The sequence below is a fragment of the Alcanivorax sp. DSM 26293 genome, assembly GCF_900107995.1.
Lineage (GTDB): Bacteria > Pseudomonadota > Gammaproteobacteria > Pseudomonadales > Alcanivoracaceae > Alcanivorax.
The window spans coordinates 34198-55447 of the sequence record NZ_FNUM01000006.1 but is presented as its reverse complement, the minus strand read 5'-3'; the positions used below and the strand labels follow the sequence as shown (position 1 = coordinate 55447).

The 21250-nt window shown below is 61.4% G+C and carries 24 protein-coding genes; 16 read left to right on the top strand and 8 right to left on the bottom strand.

Going from position 1 to position 21250, the window contains the following annotated elements:
• Positions 1-112: 112 nt before the first annotated feature.
• The 5 genes from C4S63_RS11640 to C4S63_RS11620 are packed head-to-tail and all read left to right on the top strand — an operon-like array spanning position 113 to position 3753.
• Positions 113-916, top strand: coding sequence for a phosphate ABC transporter substrate-binding protein (locus tag C4S63_RS11640; protein WP_103917654.1), 804 nt, complete (start codon positions 113-115; stop codon positions 914-916).
• Positions 885-1745, top strand: coding sequence for a phosphate ABC transporter permease subunit PstC (pstC, locus tag C4S63_RS11635; RefSeq protein ID WP_063508743.1), 861 nt, complete (start codon positions 885-887; stop codon positions 1743-1745). The genes C4S63_RS11640 and pstC overlap by 32 nt, the downstream gene beginning before the upstream one ends.
• Positions 1732-2562, top strand: coding sequence for a phosphate ABC transporter permease PstA (pstA, locus tag C4S63_RS11630; RefSeq protein ID WP_103917653.1), 831 nt, complete (start codon positions 1732-1734; stop codon positions 2560-2562). Before pstC ends, pstA begins: the two co-directional genes overlap by 14 nt.
• Entirely contained in the window at positions 2559-3323 is a 765-nt protein-coding gene (locus tag C4S63_RS11625; RefSeq protein ID WP_103917652.1) for a phosphate ABC transporter ATP-binding protein, read from the top strand. Before pstA ends, C4S63_RS11625 begins: the two co-directional genes overlap by 4 nt.
• 1 nt (position 3324) lies before the next feature.
• A complete protein-coding gene (locus C4S63_RS11620; RefSeq protein WP_103917651.1) occupies positions 3325-3753 on the top strand; it encodes a hypothetical protein in 429 nt (142 codons plus the stop codon).
• Positions 3754-3842: 89 nt separating this feature from the next.
• On the opposite strand, the gene C4S63_RS11615 is transcribed toward C4S63_RS11620, so the two are convergent.
• The 5 genes from C4S63_RS11615 to ettA all read right to left on the bottom strand — a co-directional run bounded on the left by C4S63_RS11615 (position 3843) and on the right by ettA (position 7680).
• Positions 3843-4514, bottom strand: a complete 672-nt coding sequence (locus C4S63_RS11615; RefSeq protein WP_063508742.1) for a DoxX family protein — start codon at positions 4512-4514, stop codon at positions 3843-3845.
• Positions 4515-4718: 204 nt separating this feature from the next.
• Positions 4719-4952: a zf-HC2 domain-containing protein gene (locus tag C4S63_RS11610; protein WP_103917650.1), complete on the bottom strand. Its 234-nt coding sequence runs from the start codon at positions 4950-4952 to the stop codon at positions 4719-4721.
• A 9-nt stretch (positions 4953-4961) separates the two neighbouring features.
• Positions 4962-5573 (bottom strand): RNA polymerase sigma factor, encoded by a 612-nt coding sequence (locus tag C4S63_RS11605; protein ID WP_062815777.1) that lies wholly within the window; start codon positions 5571-5573, stop codon positions 4962-4964.
• A gap of 16 nt (positions 5574-5589) precedes the next feature.
• On the bottom strand, positions 5590-5943 hold the full coding sequence (locus tag C4S63_RS11600; protein WP_103917649.1) for a PilZ domain-containing protein: 354 nt from the start codon (positions 5941-5943) through the stop codon (positions 5590-5592).
• Positions 5944-6012: 69 nt separating this feature from the next.
• The gene (gene ettA, locus C4S63_RS11595) at positions 6013-7680 is read right to left on the bottom strand and encodes an energy-dependent translational throttle protein EttA (RefSeq protein WP_062815779.1); all 1668 of its coding nucleotides are present in this window, start codon (positions 7678-7680) and stop codon (positions 6013-6015) included.
• Between the two features lie 253 nt (positions 7681-7933).
• Between ettA and glyA the strand changes: the two genes are divergently transcribed.
• From glyA to C4S63_RS11540, 11 genes are all read left to right on the top strand, one after another.
• Positions 7934-9190, top strand: a complete 1257-nt coding sequence (glyA, locus tag C4S63_RS11590) for a serine hydroxymethyltransferase (protein WP_103917648.1) — start codon at positions 7934-7936, stop codon at positions 9188-9190.
• A gap of 65 nt (positions 9191-9255) precedes the next feature.
• A complete protein-coding gene (locus C4S63_RS11585) occupies positions 9256-9612 on the top strand; it encodes a four helix bundle protein (RefSeq protein ID WP_103917647.1) in 357 nt (118 codons plus the stop codon).
• 58 nt (positions 9613-9670) lie between these two features.
• On the top strand, positions 9671-10141 hold the full coding sequence (nrdR, locus tag C4S63_RS11580) for a transcriptional regulator NrdR (RefSeq protein WP_063508988.1): 471 nt from the start codon (positions 9671-9673) through the stop codon (positions 10139-10141).
• A 254-nt stretch (positions 10142-10395) separates the two neighbouring features.
• Positions 10396-11523, top strand: coding sequence for a bifunctional diaminohydroxyphosphoribosylaminopyrimidine deaminase/5-amino-6-(5-phosphoribosylamino)uracil reductase RibD (gene ribD / locus C4S63_RS11575; protein WP_103917780.1), 1128 nt, complete (start codon positions 10396-10398; stop codon positions 11521-11523).
• Positions 11524-11630: 107 nt separating this feature from the next.
• A complete protein-coding gene (locus C4S63_RS11570) occupies positions 11631-12296 on the top strand; it encodes a riboflavin synthase (RefSeq protein WP_103917646.1) in 666 nt (221 codons plus the stop codon).
• A gap of 166 nt (positions 12297-12462) precedes the next feature.
• Positions 12463-13572, top strand: coding sequence for a bifunctional 3,4-dihydroxy-2-butanone-4-phosphate synthase/GTP cyclohydrolase II (ribBA, locus tag C4S63_RS11565; protein ID WP_062815784.1), 1110 nt, complete (start codon positions 12463-12465; stop codon positions 13570-13572).
• A gap of 90 nt (positions 13573-13662) precedes the next feature.
• On the top strand, positions 13663-14133 hold the full coding sequence (gene ribE, locus C4S63_RS11560) for a 6,7-dimethyl-8-ribityllumazine synthase (RefSeq protein ID WP_062815785.1): 471 nt from the start codon (positions 13663-13665) through the stop codon (positions 14131-14133).
• 60 nt (positions 14134-14193) lie between these two features.
• Positions 14194-14646 carry a transcription antitermination factor NusB gene (gene nusB, locus C4S63_RS11555; RefSeq protein WP_062815786.1) on the top strand — a complete coding sequence of 151 codons (453 nt, stop codon included), beginning with the start codon at positions 14194-14196 and terminating at the stop codon, positions 14644-14646.
• 40 nt (positions 14647-14686) lie between these two features.
• Complete coding sequence (gene thiL, locus C4S63_RS11550; protein WP_103917645.1) at positions 14687-15640, top strand: thiamine-phosphate kinase; 954 nt, start codon at positions 14687-14689, stop codon at positions 15638-15640.
• 118 nt (positions 15641-15758) lie between these two features.
• The gene (locus tag C4S63_RS11545; RefSeq protein WP_103917644.1) at positions 15759-16244 is read left to right on the top strand and encodes a phosphatidylglycerophosphatase A; all 486 of its coding nucleotides are present in this window, start codon (positions 15759-15761) and stop codon (positions 16242-16244) included.
• Positions 16245-16422: 178 nt separating this feature from the next.
• Entirely contained in the window at positions 16423-17649 is a 1227-nt protein-coding gene (locus C4S63_RS11540; RefSeq protein WP_103917643.1) for a diguanylate cyclase, read from the top strand.
• 147 nt (positions 17650-17796) lie between these two features.
• Here the strand turns inward: C4S63_RS11540 and dxs are convergent, their stop codons facing one another.
• From dxs to C4S63_RS11525, 3 genes are all read right to left on the bottom strand, one after another.
• The gene (dxs, locus tag C4S63_RS11535) at positions 17797-19713 is read right to left on the bottom strand and encodes a 1-deoxy-D-xylulose-5-phosphate synthase (RefSeq protein ID WP_103917642.1); all 1917 of its coding nucleotides are present in this window, start codon (positions 19711-19713) and stop codon (positions 17797-17799) included.
• A 66-nt stretch (positions 19714-19779) separates the two neighbouring features.
• On the bottom strand, positions 19780-20676 hold the full coding sequence (locus C4S63_RS11530) for a polyprenyl synthetase family protein (protein WP_103917641.1): 897 nt from the start codon (positions 20674-20676) through the stop codon (positions 19780-19782).
• A complete protein-coding gene (locus C4S63_RS11525) occupies positions 20666-20908 on the bottom strand; it encodes an exodeoxyribonuclease VII small subunit (protein WP_035244971.1) in 243 nt (80 codons plus the stop codon). Before C4S63_RS11525 ends, C4S63_RS11530 begins: the two co-directional genes overlap by 11 nt.
• Positions 20909-21250 lie beyond the last annotated feature (342 nt).

The window sequence follows — 21250 nt, the reverse complement described above, 5'->3', positions numbered from 1 at the left end:
GACATATTGATGCCGTCTCTCTGATCAGGTTACACCGACGAGCGTCTCTGGCTGTAATTTTTGCGTCAAGATGGCATCCAAAGCGGCAGGAAAAGGTGAATAAGGACGACACATGATCGGGAAGACGTTGAAAGGCTTTTTATTGGTGTGGCTGTTGAGCGGCTGCCAGCCGGCAGAGGACAAGCTGGTCATTACCGGTTCCAGTACCATCTCACCGTTGATGGCGGATCTGGCTGAGCAATTTGAAACACAAAGCGGTATTCAGGTTGATGTGCAAAGCGGGGGTTCCGGTCGCGGCATCAGCGATGCCCGCCAGGGGCTGGCGGATTTCGGTATGGTCAGCCGGGCGCTCAAGACAGATGAGCAGGATCTCACCGCTCACCTGATCGGCCGCGACGGCATCGCCATGATCGTTAACGCGGCGAACCCGGTGACCGCTCTCAGTAATGCGGAAATTGTCGCCATTTACACCGGGGAACAGCAAAACTGGTCATCATTGGGCGGCGATGACGCTGCCATCACCGTGGTGCACAAGGCGGATGGTCGTTCTACCCAGGAGCTCTTTCTGGCCCATTTCGGCCTGAACAATGACCAGGTGCAACCGGATATGGTCATTGGTGAAAACCAGCAGGGCATCAAGGCGGTGGCCAATGATGTGAATGCCATTGGTTACGTGTCCATTGGCACTGCCATCTACGAAGCGGATGCCGGCGCCCCCCTGCGCTTGCTGCCCCTGTCCGGTGTGCCTGCCACACTGGAAAGCGTTGATCAGGGGCGCTATCCCCTGAGTCGGGAGCTGAATCTGGTCAGCCAGGGCGAGCTGTCCGAGACGGCCAGCCAGCTGCTGGACTTCATGACTGACCCGGACCGTGCCGCGACCTACCATGATTACTACTTCCTCCCGGTTTCACGCTGATTCGCTGCTGAGCTGGCTGCTGCGCCTCACTGGCGCGGCGGCGGTGCTGGTGCTGGGCGGCATCGTGGCCGTGCTGTTGATACAGTCCGCGCCGTTTCTGGTCGAGCATGGCAGTGCCCTGTGGCGCAACGACTGGCAGCCTGGCCAGACCCGTTATGGCATGGCGGCCATGATTGCCGGCTCCGTGCTGGTGAGCGTGCTGGCGCTGGTGATTGCCGGCCCGCTGGCGGTGCTGCTGGCGGCCTGGCTACGCTATTTCGCGCCGCTGATTCGTCGGCCGGTATTGGCGTTGGTGGAGCTGATGGCCGGGATTCCGTCGGTGGTGTATGGGTTGTGGGGCATGTTGGTGCTGGTCCCCTGGATCAATCAGTGGGCGCCGCCGGGGGCGTCCTGGCTGGCCGCCTCGCTGGTGCTGGCACTGATGATTCTGCCGCTGGCGTTGCTGGTCACCGACACGGCGCTGGGCCAGTTGCCCGCCCGTTATCTGCAGGCGGGGCAGGCACTGTCCCTGTCCCGGGTGGGTATGCTGCGCCGGGTGCTGTTGCCCCAGGCCGGGCCGGCCATTGTCAGTGGTCTGGTACTGCAATTTGGCCGCGCCCTGGGGGAGACCATGGCGGTGTTGATGGTGGCCGGGAATGTGGTGCAGTGGCCCACGTCCCTGTTCGACCCGGTGCGCACCCTGACCGCCAATATCGCTCTGGAAATGGCCTATGCGACCGGGGACCACCGGGTGGCCCTGTTTGTCAGCGGGTTGTTGCTGCTGCTGGTGACGGCGGTGCTGTTGATGTTGAGCTGGCGTCTGCGGGGAGAGCGGCATGAGATGGCCTGATCGCCTTGCCGGCATGATCGGCGGGCTGCTGTTGCTGGCGGTGCTGGTGCCCATGGGCCTGATGTTGTGGTCCCTGCTGGAGCAGGGTGCTGGCGTGCTTTCCATGGACTTCCTGCTGGAAGACCCGCGCCAGGCGGGCCGCACTGGCGGCATTGCTGCGCTGCTGGTCAGCACCGGCTGGATCCTGGCGGTGTGTCTGCTGGTGGCGGTGCCGGTGGGGCTGGGTTGTGCGCTCTATCTGAGCGAGCAGGTACCGGCGGGCACCCGCCGTGCCCAGTGGCTGGGCGGGGTGCTGGATATGCTGGCGGCGGTGCCATCCATCGTTTACGGGCTGTTCGGTTACCAGTTTTTCGCCATCAGCCTGGGACTGGGTTTCTCCATTCTCAGTGGCGGTCTGGCGCTGGCGCTGATGGTCTTGCCGCTGATGATACGCAGTGCCGAGCAGGCCCTGCGTGGGGTGCCGATGTCCTACCGGCAGGCCAGTGAAGCTCTGTCGATCAGCCGCTGGGGCTGGGTCAGGCGCATTCTGGTGCCCCAGGCGGCACCGGGCATTGCGGTGGGCATTATTCTCAGCATTGGTCGGGCATTGGCGGAAACCGCCGTGCTGCTTTTCACTGCCGGTTATGTGCTCCGTCAGCCGGATTCGTTGCTGGATTCCGGCCGGGCATTGAGCGTGCACATCTATGATCTGGCCATGAACGTACCCGGCGGCATGCCCCGGGCGGCGGCCACCGGCCTGGTGCTGGTGGCCATACTGGTGATACTGAATCTGCTGGTGCGGCGCTGGCTGCGCCCGGCACAAGGAGCCTGGCAATGACGTCCCCGACCCTGGAACTGCAACAGGTCTCCGTCTATTACGGCAATCAGGCTGCCATAGAGCAGGCCAGCCTGACGGTGCAGGCTGGCGAGCTGATGGCTCTGGTGGGCCCCAGTGGCTGTGGCAAGAGCAGTCTGCTGGCCAGCATCAATCGCATGACGGACAGCCTCCCCGGGTGCCGGGTCAGTGGCACCATTATGCTCGGCGGAGAGGCGCTGTCTGCCAGCCAGGATGCCACGGCCCTGCGCCGCCGGATTGGCATGGTGTTCCAGCAGCCCAATCCTTTTCCGCTCTCCATTATCGACAACCTGCGTTTTCCCCTGGCGGAGCACGGTGTGCCGCGCCGTGAGCGCGACCCCCGTGCCGAACAAGCGCTGCGGGCGGTGGGGCTGTGGGAGGAAGTCAAAGACCGGCTGTTGCAGTCGGCGTTGGGATTGTCCGGCGGGCAACAGCAGCGGCTGTGCATTGCCCGGGCGCTGGTGCTGGAACCGCAGGTGCTGCTGCTGGACGAGCCCTGCTCGGCGCTGGACCCGGTGTCCTCAAAAGTGGTGGAAGAACTGATTGTGTCGCTCAAGGGGCGTTATACCCTGTTGATGGTGACTCACAACCTGGCCCAGGCCCGACGTATTGCTGACAGCGTGACGGTCTGCTGGGTACAGGAAGGCTGTGGCTGTGTGGTGGAATCCAGTGGCTGCCGACAGGTGTTCGAACACCCCAGCCACCCCATCACCGCGGCCTATTGTGCCGGGGAGGCCGGCTAGCATGATGGATCGGATGGCAGATATCTGGCGCTCCTGGCGGAGCTTGCCACTGTGGGTACAGATCTGGGTGGCCGGCATATTGATACCAGTGAATGTGCTGCCCTTTTTCCTGCTGGAAAGCACTGTGGGGCAGGCCGGGGCGCTGGCCGCCTTACTGGTACTGGTGACTAACGGGCCCCTGATGTGGGTGTATCGGGGCATGAACAAGGTCCTGTCGATCCCGCACCTGATTGCCTGGGGGCCGCTGGTAATCTATCTGTTGATGCTGTTATCGGAGAGTGGCTTCCGTGCCGATGCCTCCATGATGGAGCTTGGCCTGGCCGCTCTGTTGCTGGCTATCAATGGCATCAGCCTGATGTTCGACGTGGTGGACAGCGCAAAATGGCTGGCCGGAGACCGTGCCACCCCGGGCATTCCGGGCAGCCCGTAGAGGGCCTGCCGCGGTTCCGGCGTCTATCTCTTGGTTCTCGTTCGTCAGGACACACCGTTGTCAGCAGCAGGCGAGGGTTCTCAAGGAGTTTATTTCCCGCCGCCTTCCCCTTGCGGGGCGACATGTCTGGCAAGCCAGTAATCCAGACTCAGATAACGTCCCGCTCCGTGGAAGAACAGCACCAGTAGCATGATGAAGTAAGTGGCGGCGAATTCGATGCCGTTGTTAAGAATGACAAAATGCCCTTTCTCCGTCAGCCAGCGGTACTGGCCGTGCTCACGGAGCAGGCCTTTCGCCGCACGCAGACGTTTGCCCACCTCTTCGCTATTTTCCAGGCTGCGCGTTGCCGCAGGAATGCCGATGGCCGCAAGGGGCTGGGCCATGCTGGTCTCCGGATTGGAAGGAGCAATGGCGAACCAGCCATTTTCTCCATGCACGGCAAACATTGCCACCAGCATGGTAATCATCAGGGGGATGGCCAGATAACGGGTGGCAAGACCCAGCAGCAGCAAAATGCCGCCGACCAGTTCTGTGGCGGTGGCCAGAAATGCCATCAGGGTGGGCAAGGGTAATCCCAGCCCCCAGTCCGGGTTGCCAAACCATGCCACGGTGGAGTCGAAGCTGGCTGCCTTGTTCCAGCCCGCCGAAATAAACACGCTAGCCAGGAAAAGACGTAGCAACAGGGGGGCAAGGAAATCCAGCCTGCGGGTCTGATTCAGCCAGGAATGAATTCTCATCGCCCAGGTACCAATGCTCTGCATGCGTCTGCCTCGTTGTGGTCGTTGTCGTGGGCTGTCGCGCTCCGGATCACAGCCGGCGTTAACGCCGGGAAGGGGGCTCTGCGAGGCGCGCTCCGGTTGTGTGTTATGGATGCGGTTGGCGGAAGGATGTTACGGCTGAGGAGTGATCGGCAGTACGAATATGCGAACAGACCGCGGGGCAGGGCGTGGAGAGGCAGGGCAGGATTACGAGTCCTGCAACGAGTCCAGCTTTTTCAGGATGACCTCGGTGTGGGCATCCTCCAGCGGGGTTTCCTGGCGCGGGAGAAAGCCCAGCAGGGCGCCCATCTGCCGGACGTAGCGGCGGCAATGACCGCACATCAGCAGGTGCAGACGCAGGGCAAGGCGCTCCCGCCAGCTGAGCGTGCTGCCGTCGACCAGGGCGTCGGCCTTTTCGGTAACATGCTTGCACTTAAGCATTGTTGACTCCTAGCATTCCCCGGTTTCCTGAAAATGATCCACCATTTCGAACAGACGGGCCCTTGCCCGGTGGAGTAATACCCGCACATTGGATGCACTGATTTCCAGCATGTTACAGACATCTTCCGCGGGCAGGCCTTGCAGGTCGCGCAGCTCCAGCACCAGACGCTGGGTGTCTGGCATGAAGTGAAGGTGTTTCTCCATGCAGCGGCGCAGCTCTTCACGGGTAAGAAGATTGTCCGGGCCGGACAGTTCCCAGTGTTGCGGTGGGTGTTGCCAGTGGCCGTCATCGTGGAAGCGGTGTGCCAGCGCATCAGGGTCATTGGTGGGATCAAACTGGATTTCCCGGCCACGCTTTCTGAGCATCATTTTGGCCTGGTTGATGACGATGCGTGTCAGCCAGGTGCGCAGCAGGCTGCGCCCCTCGAATTTTGCGATGGATCTGTGCGCGGCTATCCATGCATCCTGCACCGCTTCCTCGGCATCTGCCGGGTTCAGTAGTGTGCGGGCGGTAGCCAGCAGCATGTTGTGATGGCCTCTGACCAGTTGTCCGAAGGCGGCCCGATCCCCCTGACGGAGTTTTTCAATAAATCGGGGATCTTCCAGCTGGGCATCGGCCATTGGCAGTTCCGGTTGGTTAGCGTGGCAGCAGGTTGCCGGGTTCGTCTTCCCCATCGTCTCCCTGGTGCAGCACGACCAGACGGCGCAGGTGCTGCATGTCATCCACGGAGGGGCGGCTGAACATGATGCCGATTTCCCGGCCCTGCTGGCGTTTTACGGTGCCAGGCAGGGTCAGATGAATGTCCGAGTCTTCCAGAGTAATGGCCAGGGTAACCGGGGAGGCGTCGGGCAGAGCCAGTGGCTGGCTGCTGTGCACCTGGGCGCCCATCACGGACAAGTCCACCAGTTCCACGGACAGGGTGTCATGCTGAAAGATCAGTGTGGCTTCGCCATCAAAGGCAACGCGGTTGGCCCGGCGCCGTTCGTTCATGGTGTCTTGTCCTTGTCGATCCCCATACCCCGGCGGCGTTCCTGCTGCCGGGGTGACCCTTCAACGGTTTTATACCTCGATACGCTTGTACTTCATGCGCTTGGGCTGCAGCGCGTCATCGCCCAATTGTTTGCGCTTGAATTCCTCGTACTCGGTATAGGAACCCTCAAACCATTCCACCCGCGCATCCCCCTCGAAGGAGAGGATGTGAGTGGCCACACGATCCAGGAACCAGCGATCGTGGGAAATCACGATGGCACAGCCCGGGAAGGCCAGCAGGGCTTCTTCCAGGGCCCGCAGGGTTTCCACATCCAGGTCGTTGGTCGGCTCATCGAGCAGCAACACATTGGCGCCCTGCTTGAGGAGTTTGGCAAGGTGCAGTCGATTTCGTTCCCCGCCGGACAGATCACCCACCCGTTTCTGCTGATCGCCTCCCTTGAAGTTGAAGCGGCCCAGGTAGGCGCGGCTGGGAACTTCGTAGTTGCCGATCTTGAGAATGTCGTTGCCGTCGGACACTTCTTCCCAGACCGTCTTCTTGCTGTCCAGGTCTTCGCGGCTCTGATCCACGTAGGCCATTTGTACGGTGTCGCCGATGACGATTTCGCCCTTGTCCGGGGTTTCCTGGCCGGCCAGCATGCGGAACAGTGTGGTCTTACCGGCACCGTTGGGGCCAATGATGCCGACGATGGCGCCCCGGGGAATCTGGAAGCTCAGATCTTCGTAGAGCAACTTGTGGTCGAACTCCTTGGCCACGTCATGCAGTTCGAAGACCTGTTCGCCCAGGCGCTCACCCGGCGGAATATAGAGCTCCTGGGTCTCGTTGCGCTTCTGGAATTCCTGGCTGGCCAGTTCCTCGAAGGCGGCCACCCGGGCCTTGTTCTTGCTGCGGCGGCCTTTGGGATTCTGGCGTACCCACTCCAGTTCCTTCTCCACGGTCTTGCGGTGGGCGGACTCGGATTTGGCTTCCTGTTCCAGACGCTTCTCCTTCTGTTCCAACCAGGAAGAGTAGTTGCCTTTCCAGGGAATGCCCTCGCCGCGGTCCAGTTCCAGGATCCATTCGCAGGAGTTGTCCAGGAAGTAGCGGTCGTGGGTGACCGCCACCACGGTGCCGGGGAACTCGTGCAGGAAACGCTCCAGCCAGGCCACGGACTCCGCGTCCAGGTGGTTGGTGGGCTCATCCAGCAGCAGCATGTCCGGGGCGCTCATGATCAGGCGGCACAGGGCCACCCGGCGGCGTTCACCCCCGGACAGATGCTCGACGCTGGCATCCCAGGGGGGCAGGCGCAGGGCGTCGGCGGCGATTTCCAGCTTGCGCTCCAGGTTATGGGCATCGCTGGTTTCGATGATGGCTTCCAGCTTGGCCTGCTCGGCGGCCAGCTTGTCGAAATCCGCATCCTCTTCCGCGTAGGCGGCGTACACCTCGTCCAGGCGCTGCTGGGCGCTGAGAATTTCGGTGAGGGCTTCTTCGACGATCTCGCGGACATTCTTGCTGGGGTCCAGTTCCGGCTCCTGGGGCAGGTAGCCGATATTGATGCCCGGCTGCGGCCGTGCTTCACCCAGATAATCCTTGTCCACCCCGGCCATGATGCGCAGCAGGGTGGATTTACCCGACCCGTTGAGGCCCAGCACGCCGATCTTGGCGCCGGGGAAGAACGACAGGGAGATGTCTTTGAGGATGTGCTTTTTCGGCGGGACGACCTTGCCCACCTTGTCCATGGTGAAGATGTACTGGCTCATAAACTCCGACCGCAGTGTCATTGAGTGTGCGGGGCAGGGGGAACAGTCATCCCGGGACCCCGGCGGAATGGCGCCTAAGCTAACGGAAAGCGCCTCTGAGTGAAAGACCGCGGGTTCTCCCGGGGAGCCGATGCCCCCGCTTGGGGCATGAGATGACTGGCAGGTTCTCATGAGTCGACTTCATGTGTCTTTGCGGTCGGTTTTGGTTAGAATACGCGCCCCTGAATCCATCAATGACTCCGTAGGGTAGCCCATGTTCCCGAAATCCATGTCCATCGCCGAGTTTGACCCGGAAATCCAGGCGGCCATCAAGGCCGAGGAAATCCGCCAGGAAGAGCATATCGAGCTGATTGCCTCTGAAAACTACGCGTCTCCACGGGTCATGGAAGCCCAGGGGTCCGTGCTGACCAACAAATACGCGGAAGGCTATCCGGGCAAGCGCTACTACGGCGGTTGTGAGAATGTGGACGTGGTCGAGCAATTGGCCATCGACCGGGCCTGCGAGCTGTTTGGTGCCGATTGGGCCAACGTGCAGCCGCATTCCGGTTCCCAGGCCAATGGCGCCGTCTACATGGCCATGCTGCAGCCGGGCGACACCGTGCTGGGTATGAGCCTGGACGCCGGTGGCCACCTGACCCACGGCGCCAAGCCGAACTTCTCCGGCAAGACCTACAAGGCGGTGCAGTACGGCCTGGACAATGACACCGGCCTGATCGACTACGAGCAGGTGGAAGCCCTGGCCCGTGAGCACAAGCCGAAGATGATCGTGGCCGGCTTCTCCGCCTACTCCCAGGTCGTGGACTGGCAGCGTTTCCGGGATATCGCCGACGAAGTGGGCGCCATCCTGCTGGTGGACATGGCCCACGTGGCCGGTCTGGTAGCGGCGGGCGTGTACCCGAGCCCGGTGGGCATTGCCGACATCACCACCACCACCACCCACAAGACCCTGGGCGGTCCCCGTGGCGGCCTGATCATGGGCAAGGCCAACGAAGAAATTCAGAAGAAGATCAACTCTGCGGTATTCCCCGGTGGCCAGGGTGGCCCGCTGGAGCACGTGATCGCCGCCAAGGCGATCTGCTTCAAGGAAGCCATGCAGGCGGACTTCAAGGGCTACCAGCAGCAGGTAGTGAAGAACGCCCAGGCCATGGCCAGCGTCTTCATCGAGCGTGGTTTCGACGTGGTTTCCAATGGCACCGAAAACCACCTGTTCCTGCTCAGCCTGATCAAGCAGGACATCACCGGTAAGGATGCGGACGCCGCCCTGGGCCGCGCCAACATCACCGTGAACAAGAACGCCGTCCCCAACGACCCGCGTTCCCCGTTCGTCACCTCCGGCCTGCGCATCGGCTCCCCGTCCATCACCCGCCGCGGCTTCAGCGAAGCCGACGCCAAAGAACTGGCCGGCTGGATCTGCGACATCCTCTACAATATGGGCGATGAGTCTGTGATCGAGACCGTGAAGGGCAAGGTGAAGGAGATTTGTGCACGGTTGCCGGTGTACGAGCGGTAGAAGATGAGTTGACAGTTGACAGTGGATAGTTGACAGCGAAAAGCAAACAATACGTAGAGTTACGGATGACGAGAAAGTATGCAGCGCGGGAGAAATCCCGCGCTTTTGCTTTGCGGATGATAAAGGTTTATCAGTATCTGCAAGAGCAGAAACGAGAATACATATTAAGTAAGCAATTGCTGCGCAGCGGAACAGCAATTGGAGCCTTGGTCAGGGAAGCTGAGCAGGCCGAGAGTCGTGCAGACTTCGTGCATAAGTTGTCTATCGCTCTGAAAGAGGCTAATGAAACGGAATATTGGCTGGAGTTGTTGACGGAGTCCGGCTATTTGGAACCTTCGTCTGGTCAGTCGGTTATGGCTGACGCCAAAGAGTTACTGAAGATATTGACGGCAATTATCAAAACCACCAAAACTCGCAGATAATCGGGTTTCAAGGTTTTAGCTGTCAATTGTCAACTATCAACTGTCAACTGGGGTTTCCATGTATTGCCCGTTTTGTTCGGCCCAGGACACCAAAGTGATCGATTCGCGTCTGGTCGCGGATGGCGGGCAGGTGCGTCGGCGGCGGGAGTGTCTCAGCTGCAACGAGCGGTTTACCACCTTTGAAACGGCAGAGCTGGTAATGCCGCGGTTGGTGAAGTCTGATGGGACCCGTCAGCCTTTCGACGAAGCCAAGTTGCGGGCCGGGATGTTGCGGGCGCTGGAGAAGCGTCCGGTGAGCATGGAGGATCTGGAGGCGGCGATCAGTCGTGTTTGCCACCGCTTGCGCGCCACCGGTGAGCGCGAGCTGCCGGCCCGGGAGCTGGGAGAGTTCGTGATGGAAGAGTTGCAACAACTGGACGATGTGGCCTATGTGCGCTTCGCGTCCGTGTACCGCAGCTTCCAGGATATTTCCGAGTTTTCTGCAGAGGTGGATCGCCTGCGCGGAAAAAGCGACAAGAAAGACGATTAGCCATTCCGGCTCCCGGGCCCCTGAAGCCATCGTTCACAAAGAGGTGAGCGGTGGCTTTTTGGTTCTGTTGCCAATGAAGTATTCGGCTGCCTCGCCGCCATGATGCAAACAGCGGATATCCCGGGGTTTCCGTCCTCTCGCTGACGCTATCGCCGCTTCGGCTCGCCTGTGCAGGCACCGCGCGGGGTAGTTTGTGGGAGAGTCAGATCGCTTTGTTGCGGCACCGGAGTCCGGCATCCAGTAGAATGCTCGCCATGTTTACACGTCTGGATCATCAATATATGGCCCGTGCCCTGCAGTTGGCAGAGCAGGGGTTGTACACCACTGACCCCAACCCCCGGGTAGGCTGTGTGCTGGTGCGCGACGGAGAGATTGTCGGTGAAGGCTTTCATGCCCGTGCCGGCGAGCCCCATGCGGAGCGTCATGCCCTGGCCGCAGCGGGAGATCGGGCCCGCGGGGCCACGGCCTATGTGACCCTGGAGCCCTGTTCTCATATGGGGCGCACCGGGCCTTGCGCGGATGCCCTGGTGGACGCCGGGGTCGCCAGGGTGATCGCCGCCATGGAAGACCCCAACCCCCAGGTGGCGGGCAATGGCATGGCGAGACTGGCCACGGCGGGAATCGACACCGCAACGGGGTTGCTGGAGAGCGACGCACGGGCGTTGAATCCGGGCTTTATTTCACGCATGACACGCCAGCGACCCTTTATCCGTATCAAGATTGCCGCCAGTGTGGATGGCCGCACGGCCATGGCCAGCGGCGAATCCCAGTGGATTACCGGCCCGGCGGCCCGAGAGGATGTGCAGCGGTTGCGCGCCCGCAGTTCAGCGGTGATTACCGGGGTGGGAACGGTGCTGGCTGATCGTCCCTCTTATACCGTACGCCCGGCCCAGTGGACGCGGGCCGATTATCATCGCCAGGCCGGTGGCCAGTGGGTGCGCCAGCCCCTGCGGGTGATTCTGGATCGCACCCTGCAGACGCCCCCGGATGTGCCGGTGGTCAGTGCCCCGGGCCATTGCCTGCTGGTGGCCGGCGAGCAGCATCCGGGGCGGCAGAATGCCCTGGAATCCGCCGGGGCCGAGGTGATGCTTCTGCCGGCCTCCGGGTCCGGGATTGACCTGAAACAGTTGCTGATCGAACTGAACCGGCGCGAATGCAACGAAGTACTGGTAGAATGTGGCGCCACGCTGGCCGGGGCCTTCGTCCGCGAGGGGCTGTTCGACGAGCTGATCGTCTTTATGGCGCCGGCCCTGCTGGGCTCATCGGCGCGCCCGCTGCTGGGGTTGCCGCAGCTGGCCAGCATGAGCGAGAAGGTGGCCCTGAAATGGCAGGATGTGCGGCAGATCGGTGATGACCTGCGGCTGACGCTGGTTCCGGCGTGATTCAGACACCGCTGTAGGAGCTATGCTTGCATGGCGAACTTGCTTGCGAAGCGGCTGGTTCGCCATGCAAGCATAGCTCCTACAGTGTGAAATCGAGAGGCATTTCCATGTTTACCGGCATTATTGAAGCCATGGGCCAGGTCGCGGCCATGACCCCCAAGGGGGGCGACGTGACGTTGTTGATCAAGAGCGACGCACTGGACTTTTCCGATGTGCAGCTGGGTGACTCCATTGCCGTCAACGGCGTCTGCCTGACCGCCACAGCCCTGCCCGGCGGTGCTTTCGAGGCAGATGTGTCCGGTGAAACCCTGTCGTTGACCTCTCTCAAGCAGATTGCTGTGGGAAGCCGGGTGAACCTGGAAAAGGCACTGACACCGACCACCCGGCTGGGCGGACACCTGGTCAGTGGCCACGTGGATGGCCTGGGCAAGATCGTGCAGATGAAGCAGGATGCCCGCTCGGTGCGCATTGATATCGAGGCTCCGGCGGAGCTGGCCCGCTACATCGCCCACAAGGGCTCCATTACCGTGGATGGCATCAGCCTGACGGTGAACAGCGTGGCGGGCGCGGTGTTCTCTCTGAACATTATTCCCCATACCCAGGATGTGACCACCATTGGTCAGTGGCAGGTGGGGACGCCAGTGAACCTGGAAGTTGATATCATAGCCCGCTATCTGGAGCGCCTGTTGCTGGGCGACAAGGCCGCCGAGCCGAATGCGGACGGTATCTCCATGGCATTTCTGGCCGAAAACGGGTTTTTGAAAGGCAGTTGAAAGTTAAAAGTTGAAAGTTAAAACGCGGATCAGTGCTGGGAGTTGGTTGCCACCATCTCAGCCGCGATTCGAGGTGAACGCGGGCACGGCAGTGCTGAACAGCCAAGCTACCCCGCGCTTTTCAACTTTAAACTTTGAACTTTCAACTCCAACAGCGAGTGAAGTTATGCAGCTCAACAGTATTGAAGAACTGATCGAAGACATTCGCCAGGGCAAGATGGTTGTCCTGATGGATGATGAAGACCGGGAAAACGAGGGTGATCTGGTCATGGCCGCCGAGCATGTGACCGCCGAGGCCATCAATTTCATGGCCAAGTATGGCCGTGGACTGATCTGCATGCCCATGTCCCGGGAGCGCTGCGAGCTGCTGGAGCTGCCGTTGATGGTGCAGAGCAACGGCAGTGGTTTCGGTACCAAGTTCACCGTGTCCATCGAGGCCCGTGAAGGCGTCACCACCGGTATTTCCGCCGCGGATCGCGCCCGCACCGTGCAGGCCGCCGTGGCACGCAATGCCCGCGCCTATGACATTGTTCAGCCTGGCCACATCTTCCCGTTGATGGCCGAGCCCGGTGGCGTGCTGCGTCGCGCCGGTCATACCGAAGCGTCCTGTGACCTGGCCATGCTGGCCGGTTGCGAGCCTGCCGGGGTGATCTGCGAGGTGATGAACGAAGACGGCTCCATGGCTCGCCGGGAAGATCTGGAAGTGTTCGCCAAGGAACATGACCTGAAAATCGGCACCATTGCGGACCTGATTCAGTACCGCGCCCTGAACGAGAAGACCATTGAGCAGGTATCTGATAATGCCCTGGATACCTGGTATGGCGACTTTCGTCTGGTGGCTTTCCGCGACACCGTGGACGGGCTCACCCATGTGGCACTGGTAAAAGGCGAGATCAGCGAAGACAGGGAAGTGACGGTTCGGGTGCACCAGGTGGACCCGTTGCGGGATCTGATGAGCGCCAAGATGAATGGTCGTACCGGCTGGAACATGCATCGGGTGCTGGAAGCCGTTTCCGAGGCCGATGCCGGTGTGGTGATTATTCTCGGCCAGGATTATGAATCCCAGGATACCGTGGAGCGCCTGGAGAGTTTCTTTGGCGGCACCGCCGCCAAGCCCAAGGGTGAATCCCGTGCCTACCGGAATATCGGCACCGGCTCCCAAATCCTCAAGGCCCTGGGCGTGCGCAAGATGCGCCTGCTCAGCTCGCCGATGAAGTTCAACGCGCTCAGTGGCTTCGATCTGGAAATCACCGAGTACGTGGAAGCGGATAGTTAAGCGAGTCGAACGTCTGAGATCGGACGTTCGACGGCACGTTAAATACTGCGTCGGTCGCCTTGCGCCACCGGCACTGACAGGAAGGCAAGCATGCAAAACATCAAAACCCTGGAAGGCACTCTGAACAATGTGGGCGGTCGTTACGGCATCGTCGTGGCCCGTTTCAACAGTTTTGTGGTGGAAGCCCTGCTGGAAGGCGCGGTGGATGCACTGGTGCGTCACGGCGTAAGCGCGGATGACATCGAGATCATCCGGGTCCCCGGTGCCTGGGAATTGCCGGTGGCGGTGAAGAAGATCATCGAAAAGCGTGACTACGACGCGGTGATTACCCTGGGTGCGGTGATTCGTGGCGGCACCGCCCACTTTGAATATGTGGCCGGCGAAGCCGCCAAGGGCATTGCCGGTGTGCAGAATGCCACTGGTGTGCCGGTGGTCTTCGGTGTGCTGACCGTGGATACCATCGAACAGGCCATCGAACGTTCCGGTACCAAGGCCGGAAACAAGGGGGCCGAAGCGGCCATGAGCGCGCTGGAAATGGTTTCCCTGTTTAAGGCACTGTAATTATTCGGGACGCGGCGCGGGGCGCAGGCGTCCCGCACCACTTCCTGACGTTGAGGCAGCATGAACAATCCTTCTACACCCAGTGCCCGCCGCAAGGCGCGCCGATTCACCATGCAGGCCCTGTATCAGTGGCAGCTGGCCGGTGCCGCCGTGAGCGACATCGAAGCCCAGTTCCTGGCCAACCAGGATTTTGCCAAGGCAGATCGTGAGTACTTCCATGACCTGCTGCACGGGGTACCGGCCCAGGTGAAAGAGCTGGACGAGCTGCTGACGCCTTTTCTCGATCGTCGGGTGGAAGAGCTCTCCCAGATCGAGAAAGCGATCCTGCGGCTGGGCGCCTTCGAGCTCAAAGAGCGGCTGGATGTGCCCTACCGCGTGGTGATCAACGAAGGTATCGAACTGGCCAAGGTGTTCGGTGCCGACGATTCCTTCAAGTACGTCAACGGCGTACTCGACAAGCTGGCGCGCAAGCTGCGCTACCAGGAAGCATCCGAACGTCCTTTCCGCGATTGAGCGGGTGCGCGCAGGGCCGCCTGCGCGCTATGCTTCTCCCATGACAGCTTCTCCCACGTCGCACACGCTGGATGAGTTTTCCCTGATCCGGCGCTATTTTCATCGCCATGGCCACCACGGGCAGGATGCCGGCGTGGTGCTCGGCCCCGGTGATGATGCCGCGATTCTGATTCCTCCCGCTGGCCAGCAATTGGTGATGACCCAGGACACCAGCCTGGAAGGTCGCCATTTTCCCGCCGACATGGATGCCGCGGATGTGGGCTACCGCTGCCTGGCAGTGAACCTGTCGGACCTGGCGGCCATGGGCGCGGATCCTCTCTGGTTCCTGCTCTCGCTGACCCTGCCCGATGTGGATGATGCCTGGCTGGCCGGGTTTGCCGATGGCCTGTTTGCGCTGGCGGACCGTGCCGGTATTTCCCTGGTGGGCGGGGATGTGACCCGGGGGCCGCTGTCCGTTTCCATTCAGGCCACTGGCGCGGTGCCACCGGGGCAGGCCCTGCGCCGTGATGGCGCGCAGGTTGGCGATCGCATCTGTGTGGGTGGGGTGACCGGCGCCGGGCTGCTGGGGCTGCAGCAATGGCAGCAGGGCAAGCGCAGCGGTGCTGCCATTGATCACTTCCGGCGCCCCTCTCCGCAGCTCAGTCTGGGATTGGCCCTGCGTGGCCGCGCCACCGCGTGCATTGATATTTCTGACGGGGTGCTGGCGGATCTGGGGCACATCCTGGCCGCATCCGGTGATCTGGGGGCCTGCTTGCAGGAAGACGCCTTGCCGTTGCATTCAGCGTTGCTGGCCGGTTGCAGCGAGCAGGAGCAGCGCCGCTTGCAGCTCCAGGGTGGTGATGATTATCTGCTGCTCTTTACCTTGCCGGAACAGGAAAGCCTGCCGCCGGGCTGCTATTGTCTGGGGACGGTGGAGCAGCAGCAGGGCCTGCGACTGGCAGCCCCGGATGGAACAATAACCACGTTGCAAGCCAGCGGCTGGCAGCACTTTTGATAACGTAGAGTTGGAGTAGGGTGCACTGAGCCTAAGCGAACTGCACCGGCCCAACGTCTGATGGTGCAGTTCGCCTTCGGCTCAGTGCACGCTACGTCATAATGAAAGAGAATTGTCGATGGAACTGAAACGCCCGAAGATGACAAACCCGGTTCACTTTCTTGCCTTCGGCTTTGGTTCCGGGTTGGCGCCCATTGCGCCGGGTACCTTTGGCACCCTGGCGGCCATGCCTATCTGGTGGCTGTGTGCCCAATTGCCTCTGTGGGGTTATTTGCTGGTGACAGCGCTGGTGATCGCGGTGGGGCCATTCCTGTGCGGCAAAACCTCCCACGACATGCATGTGCATGATCACCCGGGCATTGTCTGGGATGAAATTGCCGGCTTGCTGATCACCATGATTGCGGTACCGGTAACCTGGTGGGGGGCGCTGGCAGGGTTTGTCGCTTTCCGGGTGTTCGACATCATCAAGCCCTGGCCCATTGGCTGGCTGGACCGTCGCGTGGACGGCGGCTTGGGGATCATGGTGGATGACCTGTTGGCCGGGGTGTATGCGGCGGTGGTGGTGCAATTACTGATTGCCTATTTGCCGCAGTGGTTTACCTGAGTCGAGGGCTGACCATCGCAGACCACAGATCGCCCGGCATCCACGTGCTGTTGCATTGTCCGGATTCCTCCCTAATATCGTTTTGTCACTACCGCTGGCGCGAAAAGGATGGCGCCGCGCAGTGTTAACTTTTAGCCTGAACGAATAATAACTGACCAACCGCAGGCAGGGATTTGCCATGTCGGATACCGATCCCCGTTCCAGGCGGGTGGTGGTGCCGGGGGTGCGCTGGTTACGCTTTCCCCGGCGCCTGGAAACCGAATACCGTGACTATCAGTGCCGGGAAGCCGTGGAAGGTTTCCGGGTCAATGCCTTCTATATCCTTCTGCTTTACGTCCTGTTGATCACCGGTATCTACGCGCTGGCGCCGGAAGCCGTGCGTGGCCGCTGGCTGGCCACGTATACCTGGGTGGGCGTCATTGTGCTGGTGGCGGGTGGTCTGGCCCAGGTGTCGGCGCTGAATCGTTATTTTCCCTGGTATGCGGGGCTGGGCAGTTTTCTTGCCGTGGCGGTGTCCATGGCCATTCCCGGCTTTATCAACGGACCCGTTGCCGTTCAGCTTGCCCATGTGTCGGTGATCTATGCCCTGGTGATTGTCTACGCCATGGTGGGGTTGCGTTTCCCGGTGGCGGTGGCAGCTTGCTGGGGGGGCGGGCTATTGGGCTGGTGGTTGTCGGAACGCTTCGGTCAGGGCGTCGATTGGCAGATGACACACCGTACCTATACCGGGGTGAATCTGTTGGGCATGTTTCTGTGCTATACCAGCGAGGTGCGGGATCGGCTGCTGTTTTTCAACCAGCGGCAACTGCTGCGCCAACAACAGCGCACCCAGGCCCTGGCGGAACGTCTGCACCGTCTGAGCCGGGAGGACAGCCTGACCGGGCTGGCCAATCGGCGCTCCTTTGACGAGGCCCTGGATCGTGAATGGCGACGCTGCCAGCGTGACAAGCAGACCTTGACTCTCATGCTGGTGGATGTGGACTGTTTCAAAGCCTACAACGACCACTACGGGCATTTGCAGGGCGACCGGTGTCTGCAGCAGCTGTCCAATGAATTGCGCCGTCACGGCCGGCGTGGCGGTGACGTGGTGGCGCGTTTCGGCGGGGAAGAATTTGTCATGCTGTATCCGGGCATCGGCGACACCGAGGCACAACAGCTGGCCGCGAGGGTATGCCGGTCGGTAAGGGCTTTGGCACTGCCCCATAGCCAAAATCCCGGCACCGATGAGGTGACGGTCAGTATTGGCGTGGCCGTGCTGGTGCCGACGCCCAACCAGACTCCCCGGGCGTTGCTGGATGCGGCGGACCGGGCTCTTTATCAAGCCAAACAAAGTGGCCGCGATACCTGGCGACTGTATGAGCCGCCGCCCAAAGTGCGGTTGGTCAAGGATGACAAAGGGTTGTAAGACCCAGAAGCAGGGTGCCTTCTCGGTGTACCGTACAGGATCCCGGCACCGCCTTTCATTCCGCCCCTCGTTCGCAGCGCTATCAGAGAAAATTCCGGGAAGATTTTCCTCGGGGCACACACACGGTAAGACGGCTTGCTGCGGGAATCAGCGCGCTTCGCGCAGCCGTTGCTGTTCGCTCAGGCGCGCGCGGATTTGCGTCTCGATCCCTTCGGCATCCAGGCCGGCCTGGGCCAGCAATGCATCCCGTTTGCCGTGGTGGATGAAGTGATCGGGCAGCGCCAGATTGAGCACATCGACCAGCAGCCCCTCCTCGTGGAGCAATTCATTCACTGCCGAGCCGGCACCGCCCATACGCTGATGGTCTTCCACGGTCACCAGCAGGGTATGACTGGCGGTGGCCTTGAGGATGGCGTCACGATCAAGCGGTTTTACCCAGCGCATGTCCAGCACGGTGGCATTCAGGGCTTTCCCGGCGTCCAGTGCTGCGGGGGTGAGGGCGCCAAAGGCCAGGATGGCTACCTGCTGGCCGTCGCGCAGGGTACGTGCCTGGCCAATGGGCAGGTTGTCCAGCGGTTTTTCAATCGCGACACCGGGGCCGGTACCGCGGGGGTAGCGCACCGCCGCCGGGCCTTCGTGCTGGTAGGCGCTACTCAGTAACTGCCGGCACTCATTCTCGTCGGAGGGTGCGGCGATGATCATGTTGGGGACCGTGCGCAGGTAGGCCAGGTCAAACACGCCGCCATGGGTGGCGCCGTCCTCACCGACCAGTCCGGCCCGATCCAGAGCAAAGGTCACATCCAGGTCCTGCAGGGCCACGTCGTGGATCAGTTGGTCATAGCCGCGCTGCAGGAAGGTGGAGTAGATCGCCACCACCGGTTTCTGGTTTTCGCAGGCCAGGCCGCCGGCCAGGGTCACTGCGTGTTGTTCGCAGATGGCCACATCATGAAAGCGATCCGGGAAACGCCGGCTGAATTCCACCATGCCGGAGCCTTCGCACATGGCCGGGGTAATGCCCACCAGTCGCTTGTCCTGCGCGGCCATGTCGCACAGCCACTGGCCAAAGATATCCTGGTACTTGGGTTTTTTGGGCTGACTGGGGACGGCCACCTGGACCTTGGGTTTGGGTTCGATCTTGTTGATGGCGTGGTAGCCCACCGGGTCCGCTTCCGCCGGGGCGAAGCCCTTGCCCTTGGTGGTGTAGATATGGAGTAACTGGGGGCCCTCCAGGGCGCGCATGTTACCCAGGGTACGGACCAGCTCGTCCACATTGTGGCCGTCGATGGGGCCGATGTAATTGAAGCCGATGGCCTCGAACAGCATGTCCGGGCTGACCATGTTTTTCATGCTCTCTTCGGTGCGGCGAATAAAATCCCAGGCCGCCGGCATGGTGGAGAGCACTTTTTTGCCCCCTTCGCGCAGGGCGATGTAGCTCTTGCTGGCCCAGATGCGCGCGAAGTAGTTGGACAGGCCGCCCACATTGTGGGAAATCGACATGTTGTTGTCGTTGAGGATCACCAGCAGGTTGGAGCGGGTATGGGCCGCATGGCTCATGGCTTCGAAAGCCTGGCCGGCGGTCATGGCGCCGTCACCGATAATGGCCACGGCACGGCGGTCACTGCCTGCCATTTCTGCCCCCAGTGCCATGCCCAGGGCGGCACTGATGGAGGTGGAGGAGTGGCCCACGCCAAAGGTGTCGTACTCGGATTCGCTGCGCTTGGGAAAACCGGACAGGCCGTCCTGCTGACGGATGCTGGTGATGCCTTCGCGGCGCCCGGTAAGGATCTTGTGCGGATAGCACTGGTGGCCCACATCCCATACCAGCCGGTCATCCGGGGTGTTGTACAGATAGTGGAGCGCCACGGTCAGTTCCACCACGCCCAGGCCGGCACCGAAGTGACCGCCACACTGGCCCACAGCGTAAAGCAGGTATTCACGCAGTTCGTCGACTACCTGCTCCAGCCGGGTGGCAGGTAGCCGTCGTAGCTCGGCGGGGCTGGTCAGGGTGTCCAGCAGCGGCGTGGCCGGGCGAGTCAACGGAATTTGCGTAAATGTCTTGGGCATAGAGATATGCAGCCTGAAATGCACGGCGAAATGAGTGCCTAGTATACCTTCACCGGGCGTCAGGCGTCAGTGATCGCGGGAGATGATGTATTGTGCCAATTGTTGCAAAGGTTGGGCGCTTTCTCCATAGCCGGCCAGGGTTTGTTGCGCCTGCTGGCAAAGCTCCCGGGCCCGTTGCTGGCTCTGTGCCAGGCCAAGCAGGGAGGGGAAGGTGCTTTTCTGCAGCTTTTGATCGGACCCGGAGGGTTTACCCAGCTGTTCGGTGCCGGCCGTGATATCGAGAATATCGTCCTGGATCTGGAAGGCCAGACCGATGGCGTCGCCAAACCGGTTCAGGTCGTCGAACAGTGCGGCATCATCCGCTTCGGCGGCGAAGTAGCCCAGCTGCAGGCTGGCAGTGATCAGCCGGCCGGTCTTGAGGTAGTGCATTTCTTCCAGTTCTGCCACCGTCTGCTGTTGGCCCTGGGCGAGCATGTCCTGCATCTGGCCGGCGGCCATGCCGTCCACGCCTGCTGCCAAGCACAGGTGGCGGATCATGGCGATGCGGGTTTCGGCACGATAATGCCCCCCGCTGGCGAGCAATTCGAAGGCGCGGGTATGCAGGGTATCGCCGGCCAGAATGGCAGTGGCCTCGTCAAAGGCCTTATGGCACGTGGGCTGGCCCCGGCGCAGGTCATCGTCGTCCATGGCCGGCAGGTCATCGTGGACCAGCGAATAGGCATGGATCAGCTCCACCGCGGCGGCGGGCACGTCAGCTTTGCCGGGTTCGGCGCCGGCCAGCTGGGCAGCGCCATAGACCAGTAGGGGGCGAATGCGCTTGCCGCCGCTGAGAGCCGCATAGCGCATGGCCTGGCTCAGCCGCGGGGCGGCGCTGATGGCGGGCACGAAGGTATCCAGTGCCTGCTCCAGGCGGGCCCGGCTGGTTTCTCCCAGCTGGTCCAGGGCGGGGAAGTTACTGGCCATTGTCTTCACCGGCAAAGGGAGCCGGTTCGGCGTCAGTGTTCTGTTCCAGCAGAATGCGCACCTTTTGCTCGGCCTGCTGCAGGGCCTGCTGGCACTCACGGGAAAGGCGAACCCCTTCTTCAAAGGCTTTCAGGGACTCTTCCAGCGTCAGGTCACCGGATTCCATCCGTTCCACCAGGGATTCCAGATTGTCCAGTGAGGTTTCCAGCGCGGGGGCTGCCTGCTTTGCCATGGGTCTCTCCTAGCCTGAGTATGTCACCAAATACGCGCTGAGCTATTCATCGGTGCGATGATAGCAGTTGGACAAGCGATTTGGGGGGTCCGGGTCAGTGCATCCGGCGGGAACAGTAATGCACAGGCGGTGGTGAATCAATTGCTATCTACCGATCTGCGGGGAGCAGGGGGAGCACTGTTCTATTTTTTTGATCATTTGCAAGTATCTGATAACGAAGGAAGAAATCGGGATTTTCAGAAGCCGTGAGAGATTGATTCCAAATGGTTCTAACCAGGGGGTTCCGGTGCCGGCGGGAGGCTGCTTATAGTGAAAGACCCGCCGGAGGCCGTAGACCGCTTC

Bases quoted from the DNA above. Each gene is read 5' to 3' on its own strand.
- C4S63_RS11640 (WP_103917654.1), top strand. From the start codon at position 113: ATGATCGGGAAGACGTTGAAAGGCTTTTTATTGGTGTGGCTGTTGAGC.
- pstC (WP_063508743.1), top strand. From the start codon at position 885: ATGATTACTACTTCCTCCCGGTTTCACGCTGATTCGCTGCTGAGCTGG.
- pstA (WP_103917653.1), top strand. From the start codon at position 1,732: ATGAGATGGCCTGATCGCCTTGCCGGCATGATCGGCGGGCTGCTGTTG.
- C4S63_RS11625 (WP_103917652.1), top strand. From the start codon at position 2,559: ATGACGTCCCCGACCCTGGAACTGCAACAGGTCTCCGTCTATTACGGC.
- C4S63_RS11620 (WP_103917651.1), top strand. From the start codon at position 3,325: ATGATGGATCGGATGGCAGATATCTGGCGCTCCTGGCGGAGCTTGCCA.
- C4S63_RS11615 (WP_063508742.1), bottom strand. From the start codon at position 4,514: ATGCAGAGCATTGGTACCTGGGCGATGAGAATTCATTCCTGGCTGAAT.
- C4S63_RS11610 (WP_103917650.1), bottom strand. From the start codon at position 4,952: ATGCTTAAGTGCAAGCATGTTACCGAAAAGGCCGACGCCCTGGTCGAC.
- C4S63_RS11605 (WP_062815777.1), bottom strand. From the start codon at position 5,573: ATGGCCGATGCCCAGCTGGAAGATCCCCGATTTATTGAAAAACTCCGT.
- C4S63_RS11600 (WP_103917649.1), bottom strand. From the start codon at position 5,943: ATGAACGAACGGCGCCGGGCCAACCGCGTTGCCTTTGATGGCGAAGCC.
- ettA (WP_062815779.1), bottom strand. From the start codon at position 7,680: ATGAGCCAGTACATCTTCACCATGGACAAGGTGGGCAAGGTCGTCCCG.
- glyA (WP_103917648.1), top strand. From the start codon at position 7,934: ATGTTCCCGAAATCCATGTCCATCGCCGAGTTTGACCCGGAAATCCAG.
- C4S63_RS11585 (WP_103917647.1), top strand. From the start codon at position 9,256: ATGACGAGAAAGTATGCAGCGCGGGAGAAATCCCGCGCTTTTGCTTTG.
- nrdR (WP_063508988.1), top strand. From the start codon at position 9,671: ATGTATTGCCCGTTTTGTTCGGCCCAGGACACCAAAGTGATCGATTCG.
- ribD (WP_103917780.1), top strand. From the start codon at position 10,396: ATGTTTACACGTCTGGATCATCAATATATGGCCCGTGCCCTGCAGTTG.
- C4S63_RS11570 (WP_103917646.1), top strand. From the start codon at position 11,631: ATGTTTACCGGCATTATTGAAGCCATGGGCCAGGTCGCGGCCATGACC.
- ribBA (WP_062815784.1), top strand. From the start codon at position 12,463: ATGCAGCTCAACAGTATTGAAGAACTGATCGAAGACATTCGCCAGGGC.
- ribE (WP_062815785.1), top strand. From the start codon at position 13,663: ATGCAAAACATCAAAACCCTGGAAGGCACTCTGAACAATGTGGGCGGT.
- nusB (WP_062815786.1), top strand. From the start codon at position 14,194: ATGAACAATCCTTCTACACCCAGTGCCCGCCGCAAGGCGCGCCGATTC.
- thiL (WP_103917645.1), top strand. From the start codon at position 14,687: ATGACAGCTTCTCCCACGTCGCACACGCTGGATGAGTTTTCCCTGATC.
- C4S63_RS11545 (WP_103917644.1), top strand. From the start codon at position 15,759: ATGGAACTGAAACGCCCGAAGATGACAAACCCGGTTCACTTTCTTGCC.
- C4S63_RS11540 (WP_103917643.1), top strand. From the start codon at position 16,423: ATGTCGGATACCGATCCCCGTTCCAGGCGGGTGGTGGTGCCGGGGGTG.
- dxs (WP_103917642.1), bottom strand. From the start codon at position 19,713: ATGCCCAAGACATTTACGCAAATTCCGTTGACTCGCCCGGCCACGCCG.
- C4S63_RS11530 (WP_103917641.1), bottom strand. From the start codon at position 20,676: ATGGCCAGTAACTTCCCCGCCCTGGACCAGCTGGGAGAAACCAGCCGG.
- C4S63_RS11525 (WP_035244971.1), bottom strand. From the start codon at position 20,908: ATGGCAAAGCAGGCAGCCCCCGCGCTGGAAACCTCACTGGACAATCTG.